The 16,709-nt window shown below is 37.1% G+C and carries 20 protein-coding genes; 2 read left to right on the top strand and 18 right to left on the bottom strand.

The features are described from left to right. Nucleotides 1-56: 56 nt before the first annotated feature. From BMY66_RS01785 to BMY66_RS01755, 7 genes are all read right to left on the bottom strand, one after another. On the bottom strand, nt 57-1,517 hold the full coding sequence (locus BMY66_RS01785) for a carbon starvation CstA family protein (protein WP_090393950.1): 1,461 nt from the start codon (nt 1,515-1,517) through the stop codon (nt 57-59). 120 nt (nt 1,518-1,637) lie between these two features. Next, entirely contained in the window at nt 1,638-2,648 is a 1,011-nt protein-coding gene (locus BMY66_RS01780) for a LytS/YhcK type 5TM receptor domain-containing protein (RefSeq protein WP_090393949.1), read from the bottom strand. Nucleotides 2,649-2,796: 148 nt separating this feature from the next. Beyond that, on the bottom strand, nt 2,797-3,534 hold the full coding sequence (locus BMY66_RS01775; protein ID WP_090393948.1) for an alpha/beta hydrolase: 738 nt from the start codon (nt 3,532-3,534) through the stop codon (nt 2,797-2,799). A 29-nt stretch (nt 3,535-3,563) separates the two neighbouring features. Next, nucleotides 3,564-4,664, bottom strand: a complete 1,101-nt coding sequence (locus BMY66_RS01770) for a GGDEF domain-containing protein (protein ID WP_090393947.1) — start codon at nt 4,662-4,664, stop codon at nt 3,564-3,566. Nucleotides 4,665-4,731: 67 nt separating this feature from the next. Beyond that, entirely contained in the window at nt 4,732-5,280 is a 549-nt protein-coding gene (locus tag BMY66_RS01765) for a DUF3990 domain-containing protein (protein WP_090393946.1), read from the bottom strand. 27 nt (nt 5,281-5,307) lie between these two features. After that, nucleotides 5,308-6,054, bottom strand: coding sequence for a lysophospholipid acyltransferase family protein (locus BMY66_RS01760; RefSeq protein WP_090393945.1), 747 nt, complete (start codon nt 6,052-6,054; stop codon nt 5,308-5,310). Between the two features lie 67 nt (nt 6,055-6,121). Continuing rightward, the gene (locus BMY66_RS01755) at nt 6,122-6,451 is read right to left on the bottom strand and encodes a LysM peptidoglycan-binding domain-containing protein (protein ID WP_090393944.1); all 330 of its coding nucleotides are present in this window, start codon (nt 6,449-6,451) and stop codon (nt 6,122-6,124) included. 170 nt (nt 6,452-6,621) lie between these two features. Between BMY66_RS01755 and lexA the strand changes: the two genes are divergently transcribed. Then, nucleotides 6,622-7,236, top strand: coding sequence for a transcriptional repressor LexA (gene lexA / locus BMY66_RS01750; protein WP_044934479.1), 615 nt, complete (start codon nt 6,622-6,624; stop codon nt 7,234-7,236). A 48-nt stretch (nt 7,237-7,284) separates the two neighbouring features. Here the strand turns inward: lexA and rsfS are convergent, their stop codons facing one another. The 8 genes from rsfS to BMY66_RS01710 form a co-directional block, all read right to left on the bottom strand. Beyond that, nucleotides 7,285-7,632: a ribosome silencing factor gene (gene rsfS, locus BMY66_RS01745; RefSeq protein ID WP_033154117.1), complete on the bottom strand. Its 348-nt coding sequence runs from the start codon at nt 7,630-7,632 to the stop codon at nt 7,285-7,287. 14 nt (nt 7,633-7,646) lie between these two features. Continuing rightward, nucleotides 7,647-8,834 carry a nicotinate-nucleotide adenylyltransferase gene (nadD, locus tag BMY66_RS01740; protein ID WP_090393943.1) on the bottom strand — a complete coding sequence of 396 codons (1,188 nt, stop codon included), beginning with the start codon at nt 8,832-8,834 and terminating at the stop codon, nt 7,647-7,649. Nucleotides 8,835-8,844: 10 nt separating this feature from the next. Next, the gene (yhbY, locus tag BMY66_RS01735) at nt 8,845-9,132 is read right to left on the bottom strand and encodes a ribosome assembly RNA-binding protein YhbY (RefSeq protein WP_033154118.1); all 288 of its coding nucleotides are present in this window, start codon (nt 9,130-9,132) and stop codon (nt 8,845-8,847) included. Between the two features lie 12 nt (nt 9,133-9,144). Beyond that, the gene (gene obgE / locus BMY66_RS01730; protein ID WP_033154119.1) at nt 9,145-10,431 is read right to left on the bottom strand and encodes a GTPase ObgE; all 1,287 of its coding nucleotides are present in this window, start codon (nt 10,429-10,431) and stop codon (nt 9,145-9,147) included. Nucleotides 10,432-10,499: 68 nt separating this feature from the next. After that, on the bottom strand, nt 10,500-10,784 hold the full coding sequence (gene rpmA, locus BMY66_RS01725) for a 50S ribosomal protein L27 (RefSeq protein WP_015549701.1): 285 nt from the start codon (nt 10,782-10,784) through the stop codon (nt 10,500-10,502). Nucleotides 10,785-10,787: 3 nt separating this feature from the next. Continuing rightward, complete coding sequence (locus BMY66_RS01720; RefSeq protein ID WP_033154120.1) at nt 10,788-11,114, bottom strand: ribosomal-processing cysteine protease Prp; 327 nt, start codon at nt 11,112-11,114, stop codon at nt 10,788-10,790. Between the two features lie 2 nt (nt 11,115-11,116). After that, the gene (gene rplU, locus BMY66_RS01715) at nt 11,117-11,425 is read right to left on the bottom strand and encodes a 50S ribosomal protein L21 (RefSeq protein WP_028236391.1); all 309 of its coding nucleotides are present in this window, start codon (nt 11,423-11,425) and stop codon (nt 11,117-11,119) included. Between the two features lie 137 nt (nt 11,426-11,562). Beyond that, nucleotides 11,563-11,931: a hypothetical protein gene (locus BMY66_RS01710; protein WP_074788913.1), complete on the bottom strand. Its 369-nt coding sequence runs from the start codon at nt 11,929-11,931 to the stop codon at nt 11,563-11,565. A 233-nt stretch (nt 11,932-12,164) separates the two neighbouring features. Here BMY66_RS01710 and BMY66_RS01705 point away from each other — a divergent pair, with 233 nt between their 5' ends. After that, nucleotides 12,165-13,244: a GGDEF domain-containing protein gene (locus tag BMY66_RS01705; RefSeq protein WP_090393942.1), complete on the top strand. Its 1,080-nt coding sequence runs from the start codon at nt 12,165-12,167 to the stop codon at nt 13,242-13,244. A gap of 13 nt (nt 13,245-13,257) precedes the next feature. Here the strand turns inward: BMY66_RS01705 and BMY66_RS01700 are convergent, their stop codons facing one another. From BMY66_RS01700 to BMY66_RS01690, 3 genes are read right to left on the bottom strand one after another with little or no spacing between them, the layout of a single operon-like run. Next, nucleotides 13,258-14,142: a ribonuclease E/G gene (locus tag BMY66_RS01700; RefSeq protein WP_090393941.1), complete on the bottom strand. Its 885-nt coding sequence runs from the start codon at nt 14,140-14,142 to the stop codon at nt 13,258-13,260. Then, nucleotides 14,132-14,848, bottom strand: a complete 717-nt coding sequence (locus BMY66_RS01695) for a TIGR03936 family radical SAM-associated protein (protein WP_090393940.1) — start codon at nt 14,846-14,848, stop codon at nt 14,132-14,134. Before BMY66_RS01695 ends, BMY66_RS01700 begins: the two co-directional genes overlap by 11 nt. Beyond that, the gene (locus BMY66_RS01690) at nt 14,838-16,703 is read right to left on the bottom strand and encodes a TIGR03960 family B12-binding radical SAM protein (RefSeq protein WP_090393939.1); all 1,866 of its coding nucleotides are present in this window, start codon (nt 16,701-16,703) and stop codon (nt 14,838-14,840) included. The genes BMY66_RS01695 and BMY66_RS01690 overlap by 11 nt, the downstream gene beginning before the upstream one ends. Between the last annotated feature and the right edge of the window lie 6 nt (nt 16,704-16,709).

Raw genomic sequence — 16,709 nt, 5'->3', positions numbered from 1 at the left:
GTGTTTTGATTTGTACTATATGCTTACCTTATCGGCTCCTATTTATTCGCATTATATCATACGTGATGCATCATTTTGAAATGAGAAACTGTATCATGTTGCTTTAATGTAGCTCTTATAAATAATCCAAGGAAAACAGCGGCTGCAATTATTCCTATAGGATAAGCTATTTTTGTAGATAGATGCAAGCACTCTGGCGCACAGAAGAAATATGTGACAGAAACTGCTGACATAAATGTTGCAGGAACTGCTGTGAACCAGTAATTCTTTGCATTTTTATATAGATACATTGATGCGGTCCAAAGAGCTATCATTGCAAGTGTTTGATTTGACCAGCTGAAATATCTCCAGATTACACCATAGTTTAATTGGCTAATCAATGCACCGGCTGCAAGAAGTGGAACGCAAATATACAGACGGCTAAGGTATGGCTTCTGGTCAATCTTGAACCAGTCAGCGATTACAAGTCGTGCAGATCTGAAAGCTGTATCACCAGATGTAATAGGACATGCTATAACACCTAGCATTGCTAATACGATACCGAAACCACCCATTGTTTTTGTACAAATATCGTATACACAAGTAGCCTGACCATTTGCAAGCATTGCTGTTAAACCAGTTGTAAGACCTCCTGTTGTTGCATAAATTGCACTACCTGCTGCTGCCCAGATAAGAGCGATGATACCTTCACTAACCATAGCACCGTAGAATACCATATGGCTTTCTTTTTCTGAAGAACAGCAACGAGCCATTAGTGGTGATTGAGTTGCATGGAAACCTGAAATAGCACCACAAGCAACTGATACAAACATCATTGGCCATATTGGTGTGTTATCTGGATGTAAGTTGGCCAACTGAATCTCTGGAATGGTATAACCGTGTGTAAAAATACCTATGGCTACACCAAAAGCCATAACGATAAGGCATATACCAAATACTGGATAAAACTTTCCGATGATTTTATCGATTGGAATAAATGTGGCAATGAAATAATAAATTAAGATGATTGCCAACCAAAAATACGTGTTAGTCAGAAGACCTGTACCACCCTGATTTCCAATTAATAGGGAAATAAGACCGGCAGGACCAACAGCAAATACTGTACCAACCATTACAAGAAGAACTACGCTAAATATGCGCATAACTGTCTTCATTACATTTCCAAGGTATAAGCCTGTAAGCTCTGATACGCTGGCTCCATCGTGACGCATGCTCATAAATCCTACAGAAAAATCATGAACTCCACCAGCTAAAATGGTTCCTAGTGTAATCCAAAGAAATACTGAAGTGCCCCACTGCGCTCCTGCTAATGCACCATAAATTGGACCAAGTCCTGCAATATTTAGAAGCTGGATTAAAAATAGCTTCCATTTTGGCATTACAACGAAATCGACGCCGTCATTGATTCTCACGGCTGGCGTTTGTCTATCATCTGGTCCGTAGAGTTTTTCTATTACCCTTCCGTAGACAAAGTACCCTCCCATAAGTACTGCCAGACAAATAATAAAACTAATCATATACATTCACCCCCGTTACATTTATTTTGTCCTATAAGGACATCTCTTAACTTGGAGTATAGTATCTAATTTTACCTACAACAACGGGTTCGGACTGAAATGCTAAAAACAGGTACTGATTTACATGCTATAATAGTCCTTTATTTCATGGATTATTTTTCTGCTGATTGGAATAATAGTATGATTATCATCTTTCATACAAAGAGCATATCCGTTATTGGCATCTGGTTGTAAGGAATCACCTTTTGTAAGATTTGCAATATAGCTTCTATGAATTCTTACAAATGAGTTGTCGTCAGATTCTAGTTTCTTCTCCCATTCAATTAGTGGCTCATTACTGAAATAAACGTGGTCTTTACAATATACTTTAGCGCCTTTATGAATCGCTTCTATGTAGTATATATTATCAGCTTCAACTAGTTCTGTGTGATCTCCTGCTTGTAGACCAAAAGGGCCAATCTTTTGCTTGGCTTTTGTCTTTTCAAGTAAATCGTTGTTTATTGTTTCAAGCCTTTCATTATCTGCTTGAAGCATTTGTCTCATATATACATCTTTAAAAATTGAAAAGAATAAAAGCATACCTATGGAATTAATTATTACCATTGGTATTGTTAACGTCTTTACAATTTCTATTGCTATGGAAAATGGTTTCACGAATATTAAAAGATTTATCATATGAAACCCTTCCGCAGCAGCTGTAATTACAAGTAGCGTGGTCCATTTTAATGTATAATTCTTCTTTTTAAGAATTTGATATATGACAGCTGACAGTATTCCCTCTAAAAATGTAGAAAATGCGCAAGCAAATGTGGTTAATCCATGTGGGTCAAATAGAAATCGATGAATTGCGCCTATCGTTCCTGCTGTAATGCCAACTATTGGTCCACAAAGTAGCCCGCCAGCTAAAACCCCCAATACTCTTGTATTTGGGATGGCACCTTGGACGACACCTCCAGTGCAGGTTGAAAATATGCAAAATCCACCAAAAATTCCGCCAAGCACAAACCGTCCTAGCTTGGCGTGACCGCTATCCTGACATAAAATATGGTCAATATATGGAATTTTTGTCAAAGCTAGAGCAATTAACGCCAGTAGCCCTATATTTATTACCATGTCATAACATAATTCCATAAGCCGTCTCCTTTTACATATTTTATTTTACGTCCCAGCGCCACAAGTTGCAATAGGTGTGAAAAAAGGACCTATTCTATGAATAGGTCCTAAAGTATTATCTTGGTGGTATAGGGTGTGCAGCTCTTTGGCCTCCCTCGCGATTAAATCATAAACCTTTTACAAATTCCTTTACAGCTTCAACAGCTTGATCAAGATGGTAATCATAGCAGTGAGTATCACCAGGTATAAGCTTCAATGTGCAGTTAGCAAATTTCTTTGAGGCTTCTATTCCATATTCTACAGGAACAGCTTCATCTGCATCGCCATGTACAATTAGAACTGGGCCAGAATATTTCTTTATGGCTGCATCTAAATCAATGGATTGAGCAACTCTTATATAATTGCCACTAAGCTCTCTTCCATCCCATGACTGAAGCATATCTGGAATGTTTTCAGGATCGAAAGGCTGCCCCAACAATTCCCCTTGTTTTGCTCCTTCTATTATAACATAAGCTGGAGAAAGTGGAATTAAAGCCTTAATTACATCTCTTTCCATTGCTGCAGCAAGTGTAACTGCAAGACCTCCCTGTGAGTGGCCGCACATATACATTTCTGTAACAAAATCAAGAGTTTTAGCGTAATCTACAACTGTAAGAATGTTGTTAAGCCATTTATAGAGATTGTGATTCTTGAATTCACCGTCGCTGTTGCCGTGACCGTATAAATCTACTCTTAAAGTGGCAACTCCTATTTCATTTAATCCCTTAGATACTGCAAGGATGTGGTCCTCTTCGATGTGTCCTGTAAATCCATGAAATACTAAACATAGTGGACATTTAGTAGCCCCATTTGTAGGCATATCAAGCTTTGCATTTAGCTTAATGCCGTCATCAGTAATAAACATTATTGTCCCCCTTTAAAACATTATTTATTTTAGCAAACCTGGTTTCTACCATTTTGTTTTGCTTCGTATAATTTTTCATCAGCACTCTTGATGAAGTTTTCTAGGCTTTCATTAGGCTGGTATTTTGCAACTCCAAATGATGCTGTGACCTTTATAGATGTACCATTATACTTTAAATTCTGATTAGCTATAGTTTTGCATAGACCTTCAATTATATTGCGGAATGTTTTATTATCTGTTTCTCTTGAAGATATTAGCAAGAACTCCTCTCCACCCCATCGAGATACTCTTATATGTTTCTGAGAACTGAGAATTTTTGATAGTTCTATTAGGATAAAATCACCTGCTAAATGTCCATATGTATCATTTATAGTTTTGAAGTAATCGATATCCATTATTGCTATCGAAATATCTGTAGTATCTTTTGACTTGTTGAAGCATGTAATCCTATCATTTGTATATCTTTGCATGTACTGTCTATTATACAGCTTAGTAAGATAATCTGTATTTGCTATCATTTTTACATCATAACTATACTGATTGGTTCTTAAGGACGAATTGTATACATGTACAATAATTTCAATAAAGATTAACAATGAATTAATGGCAAATAAAATTTTGGCGATGTTTTCCGAAACATAATATCGCGTATATATGATTTCATTGTAATCAAGTATAGTTAAAACAAAAAATGTCACCATAATGAGAATCACAAATAGATACATGATTGCTCGGTCAATTATTGTTTTCATTGGGGTATAGTATGGAGTGACTGTTCCCAACAACATACCAAAACACCATAGAATAAAACCACAACTATAGCCTAGAAATACAGTTGCTAAAACGATGTGTAAATAGATTTCTGTCATGCCCATTCTGTACGCCACCAGCTCATAGCCGATCTTGCATAGATGACATGTACATATATATAAAGCGATGCTAAATACGTTGATGATAGCCATTGGAGTGCAACCGGCAACTATGTAAAAAACTTCTAAAGCAGTATGAACAAAAATATAAAATAATGAAAAGTAATAATATCCCTGACTAGGACTTGTGACGGTAATATGAGGATCTTGAATTATCAATGAATCTACTAGATTCTTAGTAGTATTTTTAAATTTTTCCATATATTATACTCTCCAATAAAAAACTCCGAAATCATTTTAAATGATTACGGAGCATTTTTACAGTATTTTATGAAAGTATTTGAGATATTGCTTCCTGGTATTCTTCCTCTTCCTTTTTAACAATATCCTGATAACATAGGGCTTTCTCGTGACTGAGGATTTCTGAACCAATCCATTCAAGATGAGTTGCAGCCTTCTGAGTCTTTAATACTATTTGATAGTAACATCCTCCCTGAAGAAGTAACTCAAGAGCTTCTTTTTTGGAAAGAAAGCCACTAGTTATAATGCCAAAGGTATTGTACAAAGTATCGTTTGCAATGGGGCCTTTTATAACGTCGTATTCAGATAAATAGTCATCTTTGGCGGCGCGGTTGTTGAAAATATAGTCAGCCCACTTTGAGCTACGACTGAATTCCTTAATATGCAGTCCGTCTAATTCCAATTCATATTTATTAATTATGATGTCATATCCTGCCTTTTCACGGGCCCAACGGCCGGCAAAGTCTGAATCATCAGATGTATAGAAACCCTGACCAAAATCGGCGTTTTTGCGACCGTGATGAATGTCCGGATTTTTGATTTCTTCGTAGGATGTATGGAAAAGATGTAACTTCATATCATATACCTGTATTTCAAATGCAGATTAATACTCAGGATCCTTTTCTGGATTATTTACATATACTCCAAATTCTTCCATGGTAGAAATAATTGTATTTCTAACGATATCTGCAACCTCATAGGTCTTCATATCTTTATAGGTTTCGTAATAAATAGGCTCACCAAATATTACTTTTGTTGTAACTGGACCAGGCTTAAAGCTATTAAAAGCAAGGTAAGAATCAATAAGTGTAACAGGAATGATAGGCACCTGAGCCTTCATTGCACATTTGAAACTGCCTGGCTTGAAACGCTGGACAATATTACCATTGCTGGCGTATCCACCTTCGGAGAAAAGAATGAAGCGCTTTCCTTCCTTTACTTCCTCTTCTATTTGAGCCATGATACGAACGTTTTGACGTACGTCATCCAATGCTAGGCGCTTGGCTCCAAGCAAATCAACCATCTCACGAACAAGGAAACCGTATGATTTGGCCTTATCCATAACGAAGGTGCATGGATTGTGATGCGCATACATGATTCCAAGAGCATCGTATTTGCCCTGATGGTTTGGATACATGATGTATCCGCCCTCCTCAGGAAGGTTTTCTGTGCCATATACCTCTGTGGTAATTCTGGCAGATTTCTTAAGATAACGTATAAGTCGGAGTGCATATGCGTATCTTGTTTTCTCTGGGTATTTTTCTTTATGTTTTATCATTTTACGCATAGTCGGAACTATTTCAGGTCCTCGTTTTGCGTTAAACAGAATTGCTATTAAAAAACGAATCATAATAACTCCCTATCCATATTCTCTATATATGATAGTACCATAAATGGGGGAGCCCTGTGAATACTTACTACAACATATCGTATGAAGAGTATTCGATAACGAGATAATTCCCAGCTGTAATATCATCGTCCAGAAGATGATTCATGGATTTAATATTACTGATGAAATCCTGTTTGTCAGTATAATCCGGGCCCATGAACTGATCTGCTATAGACCACAAAGTATCACCAGGCTGGATTTCGTAGCTGGTGTAATAAGTGTAAACTTGACGATTTGTTTCAGCTGCTGCTCTATTTGAAAAGAAGATAAAACCAAATAATAAAGAAGCTATGATAGCTGCTAATAACATGATTTTTCTATTTCTAACGATACGTTCTGACTTGTTATATACCTTCATAATATCAAACCCTCCAAAATAAATGTTCGGAACCTTTGTTCTGGTATCAATATAAATCCGAACGTTCGTTTTGTCAATACTTTTTTCGAACAAAATTTCGGAAAATGTGTTTGCAAAAGTATGTTCTTTGTGCTATTGTAAAATTAATAAAAAAGAAAGGAGCCTTTCCTATGGCATACGGAAAAATTTCTGCAAAACAGCGCGAAATCCTTGAAGTTATTAAAAAAGAAATTTTAAATAAAGGTTATCCTCCTACTGTTAGAGAGCTTTGTGATGCATGTAATCTTAAATCTACATCATCTGTTCACTCTCATTTGGAGACTCTTGAAAAGAACGGATATATCAAGCGTGACCCATCAAAGCCACGTGCTATTGAAATCGTTGATGATAATTTTAATATTGTTCGTCGTGAGGTAGTCAATGTTCCTGTAGTTGGAAATGTTGCTGCTGGTCAGCCACTTCTTGCGGTTCAGAACATCGATGAATACTTCCCTATTCCAGCTGAGCACATGCCTAATCAGCAGGCTTTCATGCTTCGTGTCAAGGGTGAGTCAATGATTAATGCTGGTATTCTTGATGGAGACACTATTATTGTTATGCAGCAAGACACTGCTAAAAATGGTGATATGGTAGTTGCTCTCGTGGATGACAGCGCTACTGTTAAGACATTCTATAAAGAGGATGGACACATTCGTTTACAGCCTGAAAATGACACTATGGATCCTATCATTGTTCCAGACTGTCAAATCCTTGGTAAAGTATTCGGTGTTTTCCGTTTCTTCTAATTTTAGCTATGAAAAAAGCCAATCCTTTCGGATTGGCTTTTATTAATTCTATAAGTCAGCAGCATCAATAAGGATGCCATCTTTCCAAATTCTTTCTAAATCGTAGAATAATCTATCTTCCTCAGAGAATAAGTGAACAATAACATCTTCGTAGTCCATAAGTACCCATGTGCTCTGTCTGTTACCCTCGATAGATTTAGCGTGAATTCCGTTTTCGTAAAGAATTCTATCTACTTCGTCCTGCATTGCATTCATCTGACTCTGGTTTGATGCAGAAGCAACGATGAAATAATCAGCCATGATACTTACATTTGAAATATCGATAGCTTTAACATCGATAGCTTTCTTATCGTCAAGTGCTTTGCAAACGAGTTTTGCCATTTCTCTTGAATCCATATTGTACCTCTCTTCTATTTATTAAGTAATTTACGATAATAATTAAACGTATCTATTGTGGTTGGATCTACCATATCAGGATTGGTATTAAGATAGTTAACAGAATCCTCAAGAATCATATATACACATAAATCTAAATCGCTATAGGCTACAGAACGAATAATATCTAACCTTGGCTGCTTGTCACGGCCTGGTTCAATATAATCTGCTACAAATATGATTTTATCTAATAAACTCATATTTGGACATCCAGTAGTATGAACTTCAATAGCATGAGCGATTTGCTTGTCCTTTACGTCATACTTTTCCTTGGCGTAATAGGCTCCAACTTTGCCGTGAAGTAAGTGAGGATATTTATACTCTATATCAGTGATATGAATATTGTTTTTCTCACATACGCTGATACGTTTTTCATCTGAGATGCATTTTGCGCAGTCGTGAAGCATACCAGCAACCATAGCGTTTATGGCTGGATAATTCCATCTTATTGCTAAGCTATATGCTGTTTGAGCTACTCCTATGGTATGAACATATCTACTTACTTTTAACTCCTTTTTCATTTCATCATCAAGACGCATGACGTCTTCCATGGTGTATGAATCAGGGGCATAAAGATTATGCTCAAGAATGTAGTTATAAACTGCTTCAGGCATCTGATTTTTAATATCTGGATTTATTCTGATTTTGTTTCTTATTGATGAGGATGCAATATCGTTTGCAATATAATCAATTAAGAAAAAATCACCATCAAAGATATTTTTGCATTCATGGATAGATTGCTCTATTTTATTCATATCATCCCCGGCTCTAGGTGCTGCAAGCACAATACAATACTGGGAAATAATTTCAGGCTTAACCCAATTCTTGAAATTGATTAGGCTGTCGCTACCCATAATAAAGAATAATTCATCATCCGGGTGCTCTTGATGTAATTCTGTAAATGTAATATAAGAATAACTCTTTCCAGCTCTATATATTTCTCTGTCGTCTATTTCTAGCCCGTCGATGCCTTCGATTGCAAGGCGCACCATATCGTATCTGCATAAATCAGCAACTGTCTCACTAGTATCCTTGTGAGGCGGTGTGCCTGAAATAAGGAAATAGACAATATCTAAGTCAAACTGCCTTTTAGCAGCCTGCGCAATTTCTATATGAGTGTTATGAATCGGATTAAATGTACCACCATAAATGCCAATTCTCATGATGTCTCCTTTACTGTGGAAGCTTAATAACAGGCTTTTTAGCAGCTCTGTAAAGCACGATCTTGCGACCGATAACACGAACAACTTCTGCACGTGTACGCTCAGCTAATACTTGAGCGATTTCCTTAGGATCATCAAAACAATTTTTTAATACATTTATCTTTATAAGCTCTCTAGCCTCTAAAGCTTCATCAACAGCATTTGTATATTCTGGTGTAAGTGAAGCCTTGCCGATTTGTAAAATAGGGCTCATATCGGCTGCTAAAGATGATAAATAAGCTCTCTGTTTATTTGTCATTTCTATACCTCTTTATTTGTAGTAATCAAATACTAGACCATACATACGAACTGTATCGCCTTCCTGAATACCCTTTTCCTCAAGCTCCTTCAAGATGCCTTGCTCTTTGAGGAAGTTCTGGAAGAATAAGAATCCCTTCTCAGACTCAAGGTTAGTGTATCCAAGCATTTTTTCAATACGTGGTCCTTCAACAACGTAATCGCCTTCATCGTTAATTTCTACTGTGTAAGGCTCATCATTGAATGCTCTGATTGTAGGATCAAACTCCTGCTCATAAACGATTGGAGCATCATCACATGTATCAAGAAGTCGTACAACCTCGTATAAAAGCTCTTTAATGCCCTGACCGCTAACTGCAGAAATAGCAAATACTTTGATACCCTTAGGCTCAAATTCTGCTTTTAATTCTTCAAGAACCTGATTAGATTCCTCTCCGATTACATCCATTTTGTTGGCTGCGATAACCTGTGGCTTTTTAAGAAGCGCTGAATCATATGCTTCAAGCTCAGCTGAGATAGTTTTAATATCCTCAACAGGATTACGGCCTTCTACAGAAGCACCATCAACCATATGAATGATAACCTTTGTTCGTTCGATGTGACGAAGGAATTCGTGACCTAGTCCGATTCCCTCAGATGCACCTTCGATAAGGCCTGGAATATCAGCAATAACGAAACCATTTATATCATCAACATCTACAACACCAAGATTTGGGCTAAGTGTTGTAAAATGATAATTTCCAATTTTAGGGTCTGCATTTGTTACACGTGATAAAAATGTTGATTTACCAACGTTTGGATAACCTACAAGACCTACATCAGCTATAACCTTGAGCTCAAGGATAACCTCTAATTCAATTGCATCTACACCTGGCTTTGCATACTTAGGTGCCTGCATTGTAGAAGTTGCAAAATGCTGATTTCCAAGTCCGCCTTTACCACCAGGAAGAACGATTTGACGCTTATTATCGCCAGACATATCTGCGATAACCTTTCCTGATTCGGCATCTTTGATAACTGTTCCTTCTGGAACCTTTAGGATTAAATCCTCTCCATTTTTGCCATGACAATTGTCTTTGCCACCCTCCTGACCAGGAGCTGCAGCAAATTTTCTACGATGTCTATAATCTGTAAGTGTGTTAAGGCCTGGATCTACTTCGAAAATTACATCGCCACCTTTACCACCGTCGCCGCCATTTGGACCACCGTTTGGTACATATTTTTCGCGACGGAAACTAACGTGACCATCGCCACCCTTACCTGATTTTATAATAATCTTTGCTCTATCAGCAAATGCCATAAAAATCTCCTTATACTGAAATGAAAAACGACCCGACTTTACGTAACACGTATAGTCGGGTCAAATAATTACTGCTCTACAGGATAGACAGAAGCCTGCTTCTTGTCTCTTCCCTTTCTCTCGAAACGAAGTACTCCATCAACTAAAGCAAAAAGTGTATCGTCTCCACCGAGACCTACATTATTGCCTGGAAGAATCTTTGTACCGCGCTGTCTATAAAGAATGTTGCCAGCCTTAACGAACTGACCATCTGCTCTTTTAGCACCTAATCTCTTAGACTCAGAATCTCTACCGTTCTTTGTAGAGCCTACACCCTTTTTATGAGCGAAGAACTGAAGGTTCATCTGTAGCATGTCTTACACCTCCTTAATTTCTAGTGAAATATACTCATCACCGTATTGTTTTTGAATCTCGCCCAAACCAAGCAACATAGAGTCAATCAAAAGCTGAGCTCTATCAGATAGCTTTTCTGAAAAAGACATAACTAAATGTCCTCCATCTTCAGCAGCCTCAACACTAAAAGCATCATCAGTAAAACGCTCAATGCTGTTAAATGTGTTAATAGCTAATACTGAAACTGCAGCACAAACAATGTTTTGCCCTGCTTCCTCGGAACCGGCATGGCCGTCCAAAGAAATCTGTTTAATATCTGCTGCTTGCTTGGAAATAATCACGGAAACCATAATTAACCGTTAATCTTTTCAATCTTAACCTGTGTGAAAGCCTGTCTGTGGCCATTCTTCTTGTGGTAACCTGTTTTTCTCTTGTACTTATAAACGATTACCTTCTTACCTCTGCCTTCTTTAACAACAGAAGCCTCTACTGTTGCGCCCTTAACTGTAGGGTCACCAACCTTGAGATCCTTGTCGCTAACAGCAAGAACCTGATCAAAAGTAACCTTCTCACCAGCTTCAACGCCAAGCTTTTCAATGGTAATGATATCGCCTTCAGAAACTTTGTACTGCTTACCACCTGTTGCAATAATTGCGTACATGGTTGCTCCTCCTTTTTATCATTACTCGCCAGTTTCGGTGGTGCTTCGTTATGAAACACACTTCAAAAACCACACTGAGCGGCATACTCAAGTATAATAGCACAGCAATTGGCTATCGTCAATAATTTAATTAAAGATTACTCTACTGTATGTACATCTCCAAGATGTTTCTTAAGATATTGATCTAAAGATGAAAGATTATGACCATTACTTTCTCTTATTTTTCTAGCTTCATCTTCAAGACAATGCCTACAAGCTCTGTGCAAATCATCCTGCTCCGTAGTTTCAAACCATTTATCGAATTGCTCTTCTAGGTCAGTGTCTGATTTAAATCTAAACTTGCTCAATTGCAAAGTAAGCTGTGAAATTGCACGCTGTTTAACAGCAATTCTAGCATCGTCAGTTAAGTTTACCTCAGGAAAATCTTTGTTATATTTTACAATCTCCTGGTCTGCAATCTGTTCAGCCTTTTTCTCTACTACAGGAATTATTTCGTTTAGTTCCATAATAGATGCCTATCCCATGATAAGGATTATTCCTTTCTGAATCAATGTTTTGCACCAAATCATATGAATTATATCATCATATTATGTTTAATCTGTTATAGAACCAGATTTGTAATTATTCCTAATTTCAAAAGTAATTTATTGTTGAAAAAGCTGAGGCTGACGTTATTTACATTGCATGCAATTAAAATTATAATAAAATATGTAATTTATACAACAGTGGAGTATAAAAGATGCCTATTAAAAAGCTTAATGAATGGATAAAAAAAGCGCCAGCTCATAGTGAAGATTCCAGTAGTATGATATCTCTTGTTAGATATCTTCTTTTGGCGTGGATTCCTTATTATTGTGCTGTTCTGATTTATACCATTATAAGAGGCTACTTTTTATATTCAGCAGTTTTAGCGATAGCTGTCGTGATATATGCTATCGCATTAAATCTTTCCTATAAAATTAGAGTTCGCGCATGCGCTTTCATAGTTATTCTTACAACAATAGCATCTACTTATATTCTTACATATGGATTTGGATGGCGATGTTCTTTTCAAAATATGATATATATTGCTTTCCTTATTCTCTGGTATGATGCTATGAGTTCATTAAAAGTAAAAATAAGTCTGAGCTTGATAATAACAGCTATATTTCTTTCATTATCAACTTTAACTCCGTTTGGCGGAACAATCTTAAATCCTGAATCATTAGAATTTAAGATTTTAGTAGGCGCGAACATTATAGAATTTTCAATTTGCCTTTCATTGACAGCATACTTCTACTGCACCTTATATGTAGATGTTGAAAGAACACTTCGTATTAATAATAAGCAGCTTAAGTTAATGTCTGAAACTGATACATTGACTGGTCTTATGAATCGACGTTTTGCTCAGAATGAATTGAAAGATATTGAAAAAGCAAAAGACATTTCATTTATATCTATAGCTATTGGCGATATAGATTTCTTTAAAAACATTAATGATACCTATGGTCATGATTGCGGCGATTATGTTCTTTCGGAGCTGGCTGAGCTTTTCAAGTCCTCCATGACTCTTCCAAATTTTGTGGCACGTTGGGGCGGAGAAGAATTTTTATTTGTGTTTGTAAATAAAAATGGGGATGAAGCTCTTTTGCTATTGGAAGATTTAAGAAATAAGGTTAGAAATTTTGATTTTAAATATAAAGATAAAAGCTTTAATGTGACAATGACCTTTGGCTTGGAAGAATATTCAAGAACCATCGGAACGGTATCAACCATTGAAGCGGCTGATAAAAAATTATACTTCGGAAAACAAGCAGGAAGAAATAGAGTCGTTTTTTAGGCTCTATTTCTTTTTATATTGTAAAGGTTGAAAAGATTTTACTGCGGGTAACCTCAAGAAGCCCCAGATTTGAAAAGCCGTGGATCGTAATTCTAGAAATATCCTCGTCAACCAAGCTGTTTGCTACTTCAATCAATTTCTCCTCTTCTGCTTTTGACACTTTAAGTAGGTCTATAAGGATTATTCCTGATATAGAACGTAACCTGATTTCACTGAAAGCTGCTTCCAGTGCCTCTACATTAACCTCAAATGGTTTTTGTTTTCCGTAGTTTTTGCCGGAATTGACATCGATTACAGTCAAAGCTTCTGTTGGTTCAATTACGATGTTTCCACCAGATTTCAAATGACAGATTCTAGAACAAATATTATCTAATAGTTTAGTTAATCCATAGAGATTCCATAATGATAAGGAATCATCAATGTAATATCTAAATGATGGATTAGCTTCATGGATGTCCGGCATATCAGTGATAACTTCTGTATCAGAATCACAATAGTTACCTAAATAGTATTTTATGAATGTAGGATTCTCAGTATAGTCTTCCTGCTTTATGAAGTTACAAGAATATGGCTTAATTCCTTTTCTATCCTGATAAATTTGAACGTAGAATTGATCTTCCTGGCAAACTTTTTTCTTGTCGGAATGCCTTGTGACATAAGAATCTGGAATAAGCTTTTTATTCTCGATATATCCTTTTGTGTTTGAATCAAGCTTTAGGATACAACCGTCTACATCGTTAAGCACTTTTTCTACTGTAGCAAGGTATACCTCGCCGATTTTGGTGACATCCAGATTGATTAAATCTACTGGCTTATCATTTTCATCAAAAGAAACAAGGAGCCGAAGCTCCTTATCTAAATATATTCCTGTTGTAATTACAACTTTTTTAATGTTCATCTCCTATTTCTCCTAGAGAAACAAAGCTGTCTGGTTCTCCTGTGTACATATCTACACGCTGAATATCTAAGGAAAGCTCATCAAATTCAGGCAAACCTAAATACTCGTGAAATGCTTTAACGACAAGCTCAGGCTTGATATTATCTGTACTACCACTTGAAAGAAGCAAGTCGTATACAGGAACGTTATCCTTTACTTCAAGGTTGAAGCGATAAATTAATGGCTTTAAATCAAGCTCTCGTTCACCTTTTTTTGTTTTCTTTACAATGTTTATAGAAGCAGCTTCATCAAAAAACTTTTCTTTTAAATCGATGATGTTATCAATATAGCAAGCATCATCCTTAGGATTTTTATAGGTAACAATATAGCTTGCTGCAGTCACAGCGCTCATGCATTTTTCTGCATCATCTGGAAGATATTTGAAGCCTGTAATTGCCAAGCCTTCTACCATATTTTGATTAAGGCTTTCGAGGCCTTCTTTGGAAGATACTTCTTGTTTTAAATCGATATCCATATATTCGCCAGTAGATGTAAGTCCTACACCAAGAGGTGCTGCAAAAGACATTATCTGATGTGGATTGAAACCTTCTGAATATCTTATTGGGAGATTTGCTCTTTTTACAGCTTTCTGGAAGAATCTCATTAAATCCAAATGGCCAACATATCTCATTATTCCTGTTTTTTCAAATTTAACTCTAACGCGCATTGTGACATACCCCCGAACCTATAGATTTTGCGCCACATCCACTGCAGCCCATCTTACAATTTGGAGTAACTTTGCCAGCCATGGCGTTATTCCATTCTCTCTTTAAGAAATCTTTTGTTACATGGCAATCGATGAAATCCCATGGGAAGATTTCGTCTAAATCACGCTGTCTGTAAGCGTAAAAATCAATTGAAATATTGTTTTTTTCAAATGCAGCAAGCCATTTATCAAAATCGAAGTACTCACCCCACGCATCAAAGAAACATCCGCTATTGTAGGCATCTAATATTGCTGGGCAAAGACGTCTGTCTCCGCGGGCAAATACACCCTCAAGTACAGTAACATCAGAATGATGCCAATTGTATTTAAGCGACTTTTGATTAAGCTGTGCCTTCATTTCGTCATTTACAACCTTTGCGCGACGGAGATATTCTCCTGCTTCGTACATTGGAGCCCACTGGAATGGTGTAAATGGCTTTGGAACAAAGAAAGATGTAGATATAGTAATCTGGCATCTGCCCTGACGCTGTTCCTTTGGAACTGTATCATAGTATGCAGCAGCAACTTCATTTGCAAGCTGAGGAATGGCTTTCATGTCCTCGTCTGTTTCACCAGGCAAACCAAGCATGAAGTAGAATTTGACCTTGTTCCATCCGCCCTTAAATGCAAGTGTAGCACCGCCGATAATATCTTCTACTGTAAGGCCCTTATTAATGACATTTCTCATTCTCTGGGAACCAGCTTCAGGAGCAAATGTGATGCTTGATTTACGAACATCCTGAACCTTGCTCATTACATCCAAAGAAAATGCATCAATACGTAAGGATGGTAACGATACATTTACACCCTCTGATAAGCAATCATCAATAAGGAAATCCATAAGCTCACCAAGTGCATGATAATCACTAGATGAAAGGGAGCTAAGGCTGATTTCTTCGTGGCCAGTAGATGCTAATAATTCTTTGGCCTGTGCCTTCAAAACATCAACTGATTTTTCACGATTTGGACGATAAATCATTCCTGCCTGACAGAAACGACATCCACGAATACATCCGCGCTGAATCTCAAGAACTACTCTATCCTGGATGGCACGGACAAATGGAATAAGCATCTTTGTAGGATAGCTAGATGAATCCATATCTTTAACAACCTGTCTTTCGACTGTTGCAGGAACATCATCATAGATTGGCTTGAAATCTGCTATTGTTCCATCTTCCTTGTATGATACTTCATAAAGTGATGGTACATATATGCCGGGAATATGGCTGGCTTCTCTGAGGAAATTCTTTCTATCGAAACCCTTTTTCTTGTGTTCTTTGTATAGCTCGAGAAGTGTTGGATAGCTAGTTTCGCCCTCGCCAACGTATACCAAATCAACAAAATCAGCAATTGGCTCTGGATTTGTGGCGCAAGGACCACCAACAATAACGATAGGATCGTCATTTTCTCTTTCACTGCTAATTAATGCAACTCCGGCTAAATCAAGAATCTGCAAAATGTTTGTATAACACATTTCGTACTGAAGTGTCATACCGATAAAATCGAAGCCCTTGATAGGGTCCTGAGATTCTAACGCAAAAAGAGGTATATTACGCTCCTTCATCAGATTATGCAAATCTGGCCATGGCGAATATACCCTTTCACAATATGTATCCTGACGCTTGTTGAGCATATCGTAAAGGATGGCAATTCCTAAATGAGACATGCCAACTTCATAGACATCAGGAAAGCACATGGCAAATCTGATGTCTACGTCAGCAGGATTTTTGATTACGCTATTAAATTCATTGCCGATATAACGTGCAGGCTTATCAATCTGCATCAGAATATCGTCTGGTAATGCTAATTTCTTCATAAATAA

The organism is Pseudobutyrivibrio sp. C4, from assembly GCF_900111635.1.
Lineage (GTDB): Bacteria > Bacillota > Clostridia > Lachnospirales > Lachnospiraceae > Pseudobutyrivibrio > Pseudobutyrivibrio ruminis.
This window is presented reverse-complemented; position numbering and strand designations above follow the sequence as displayed.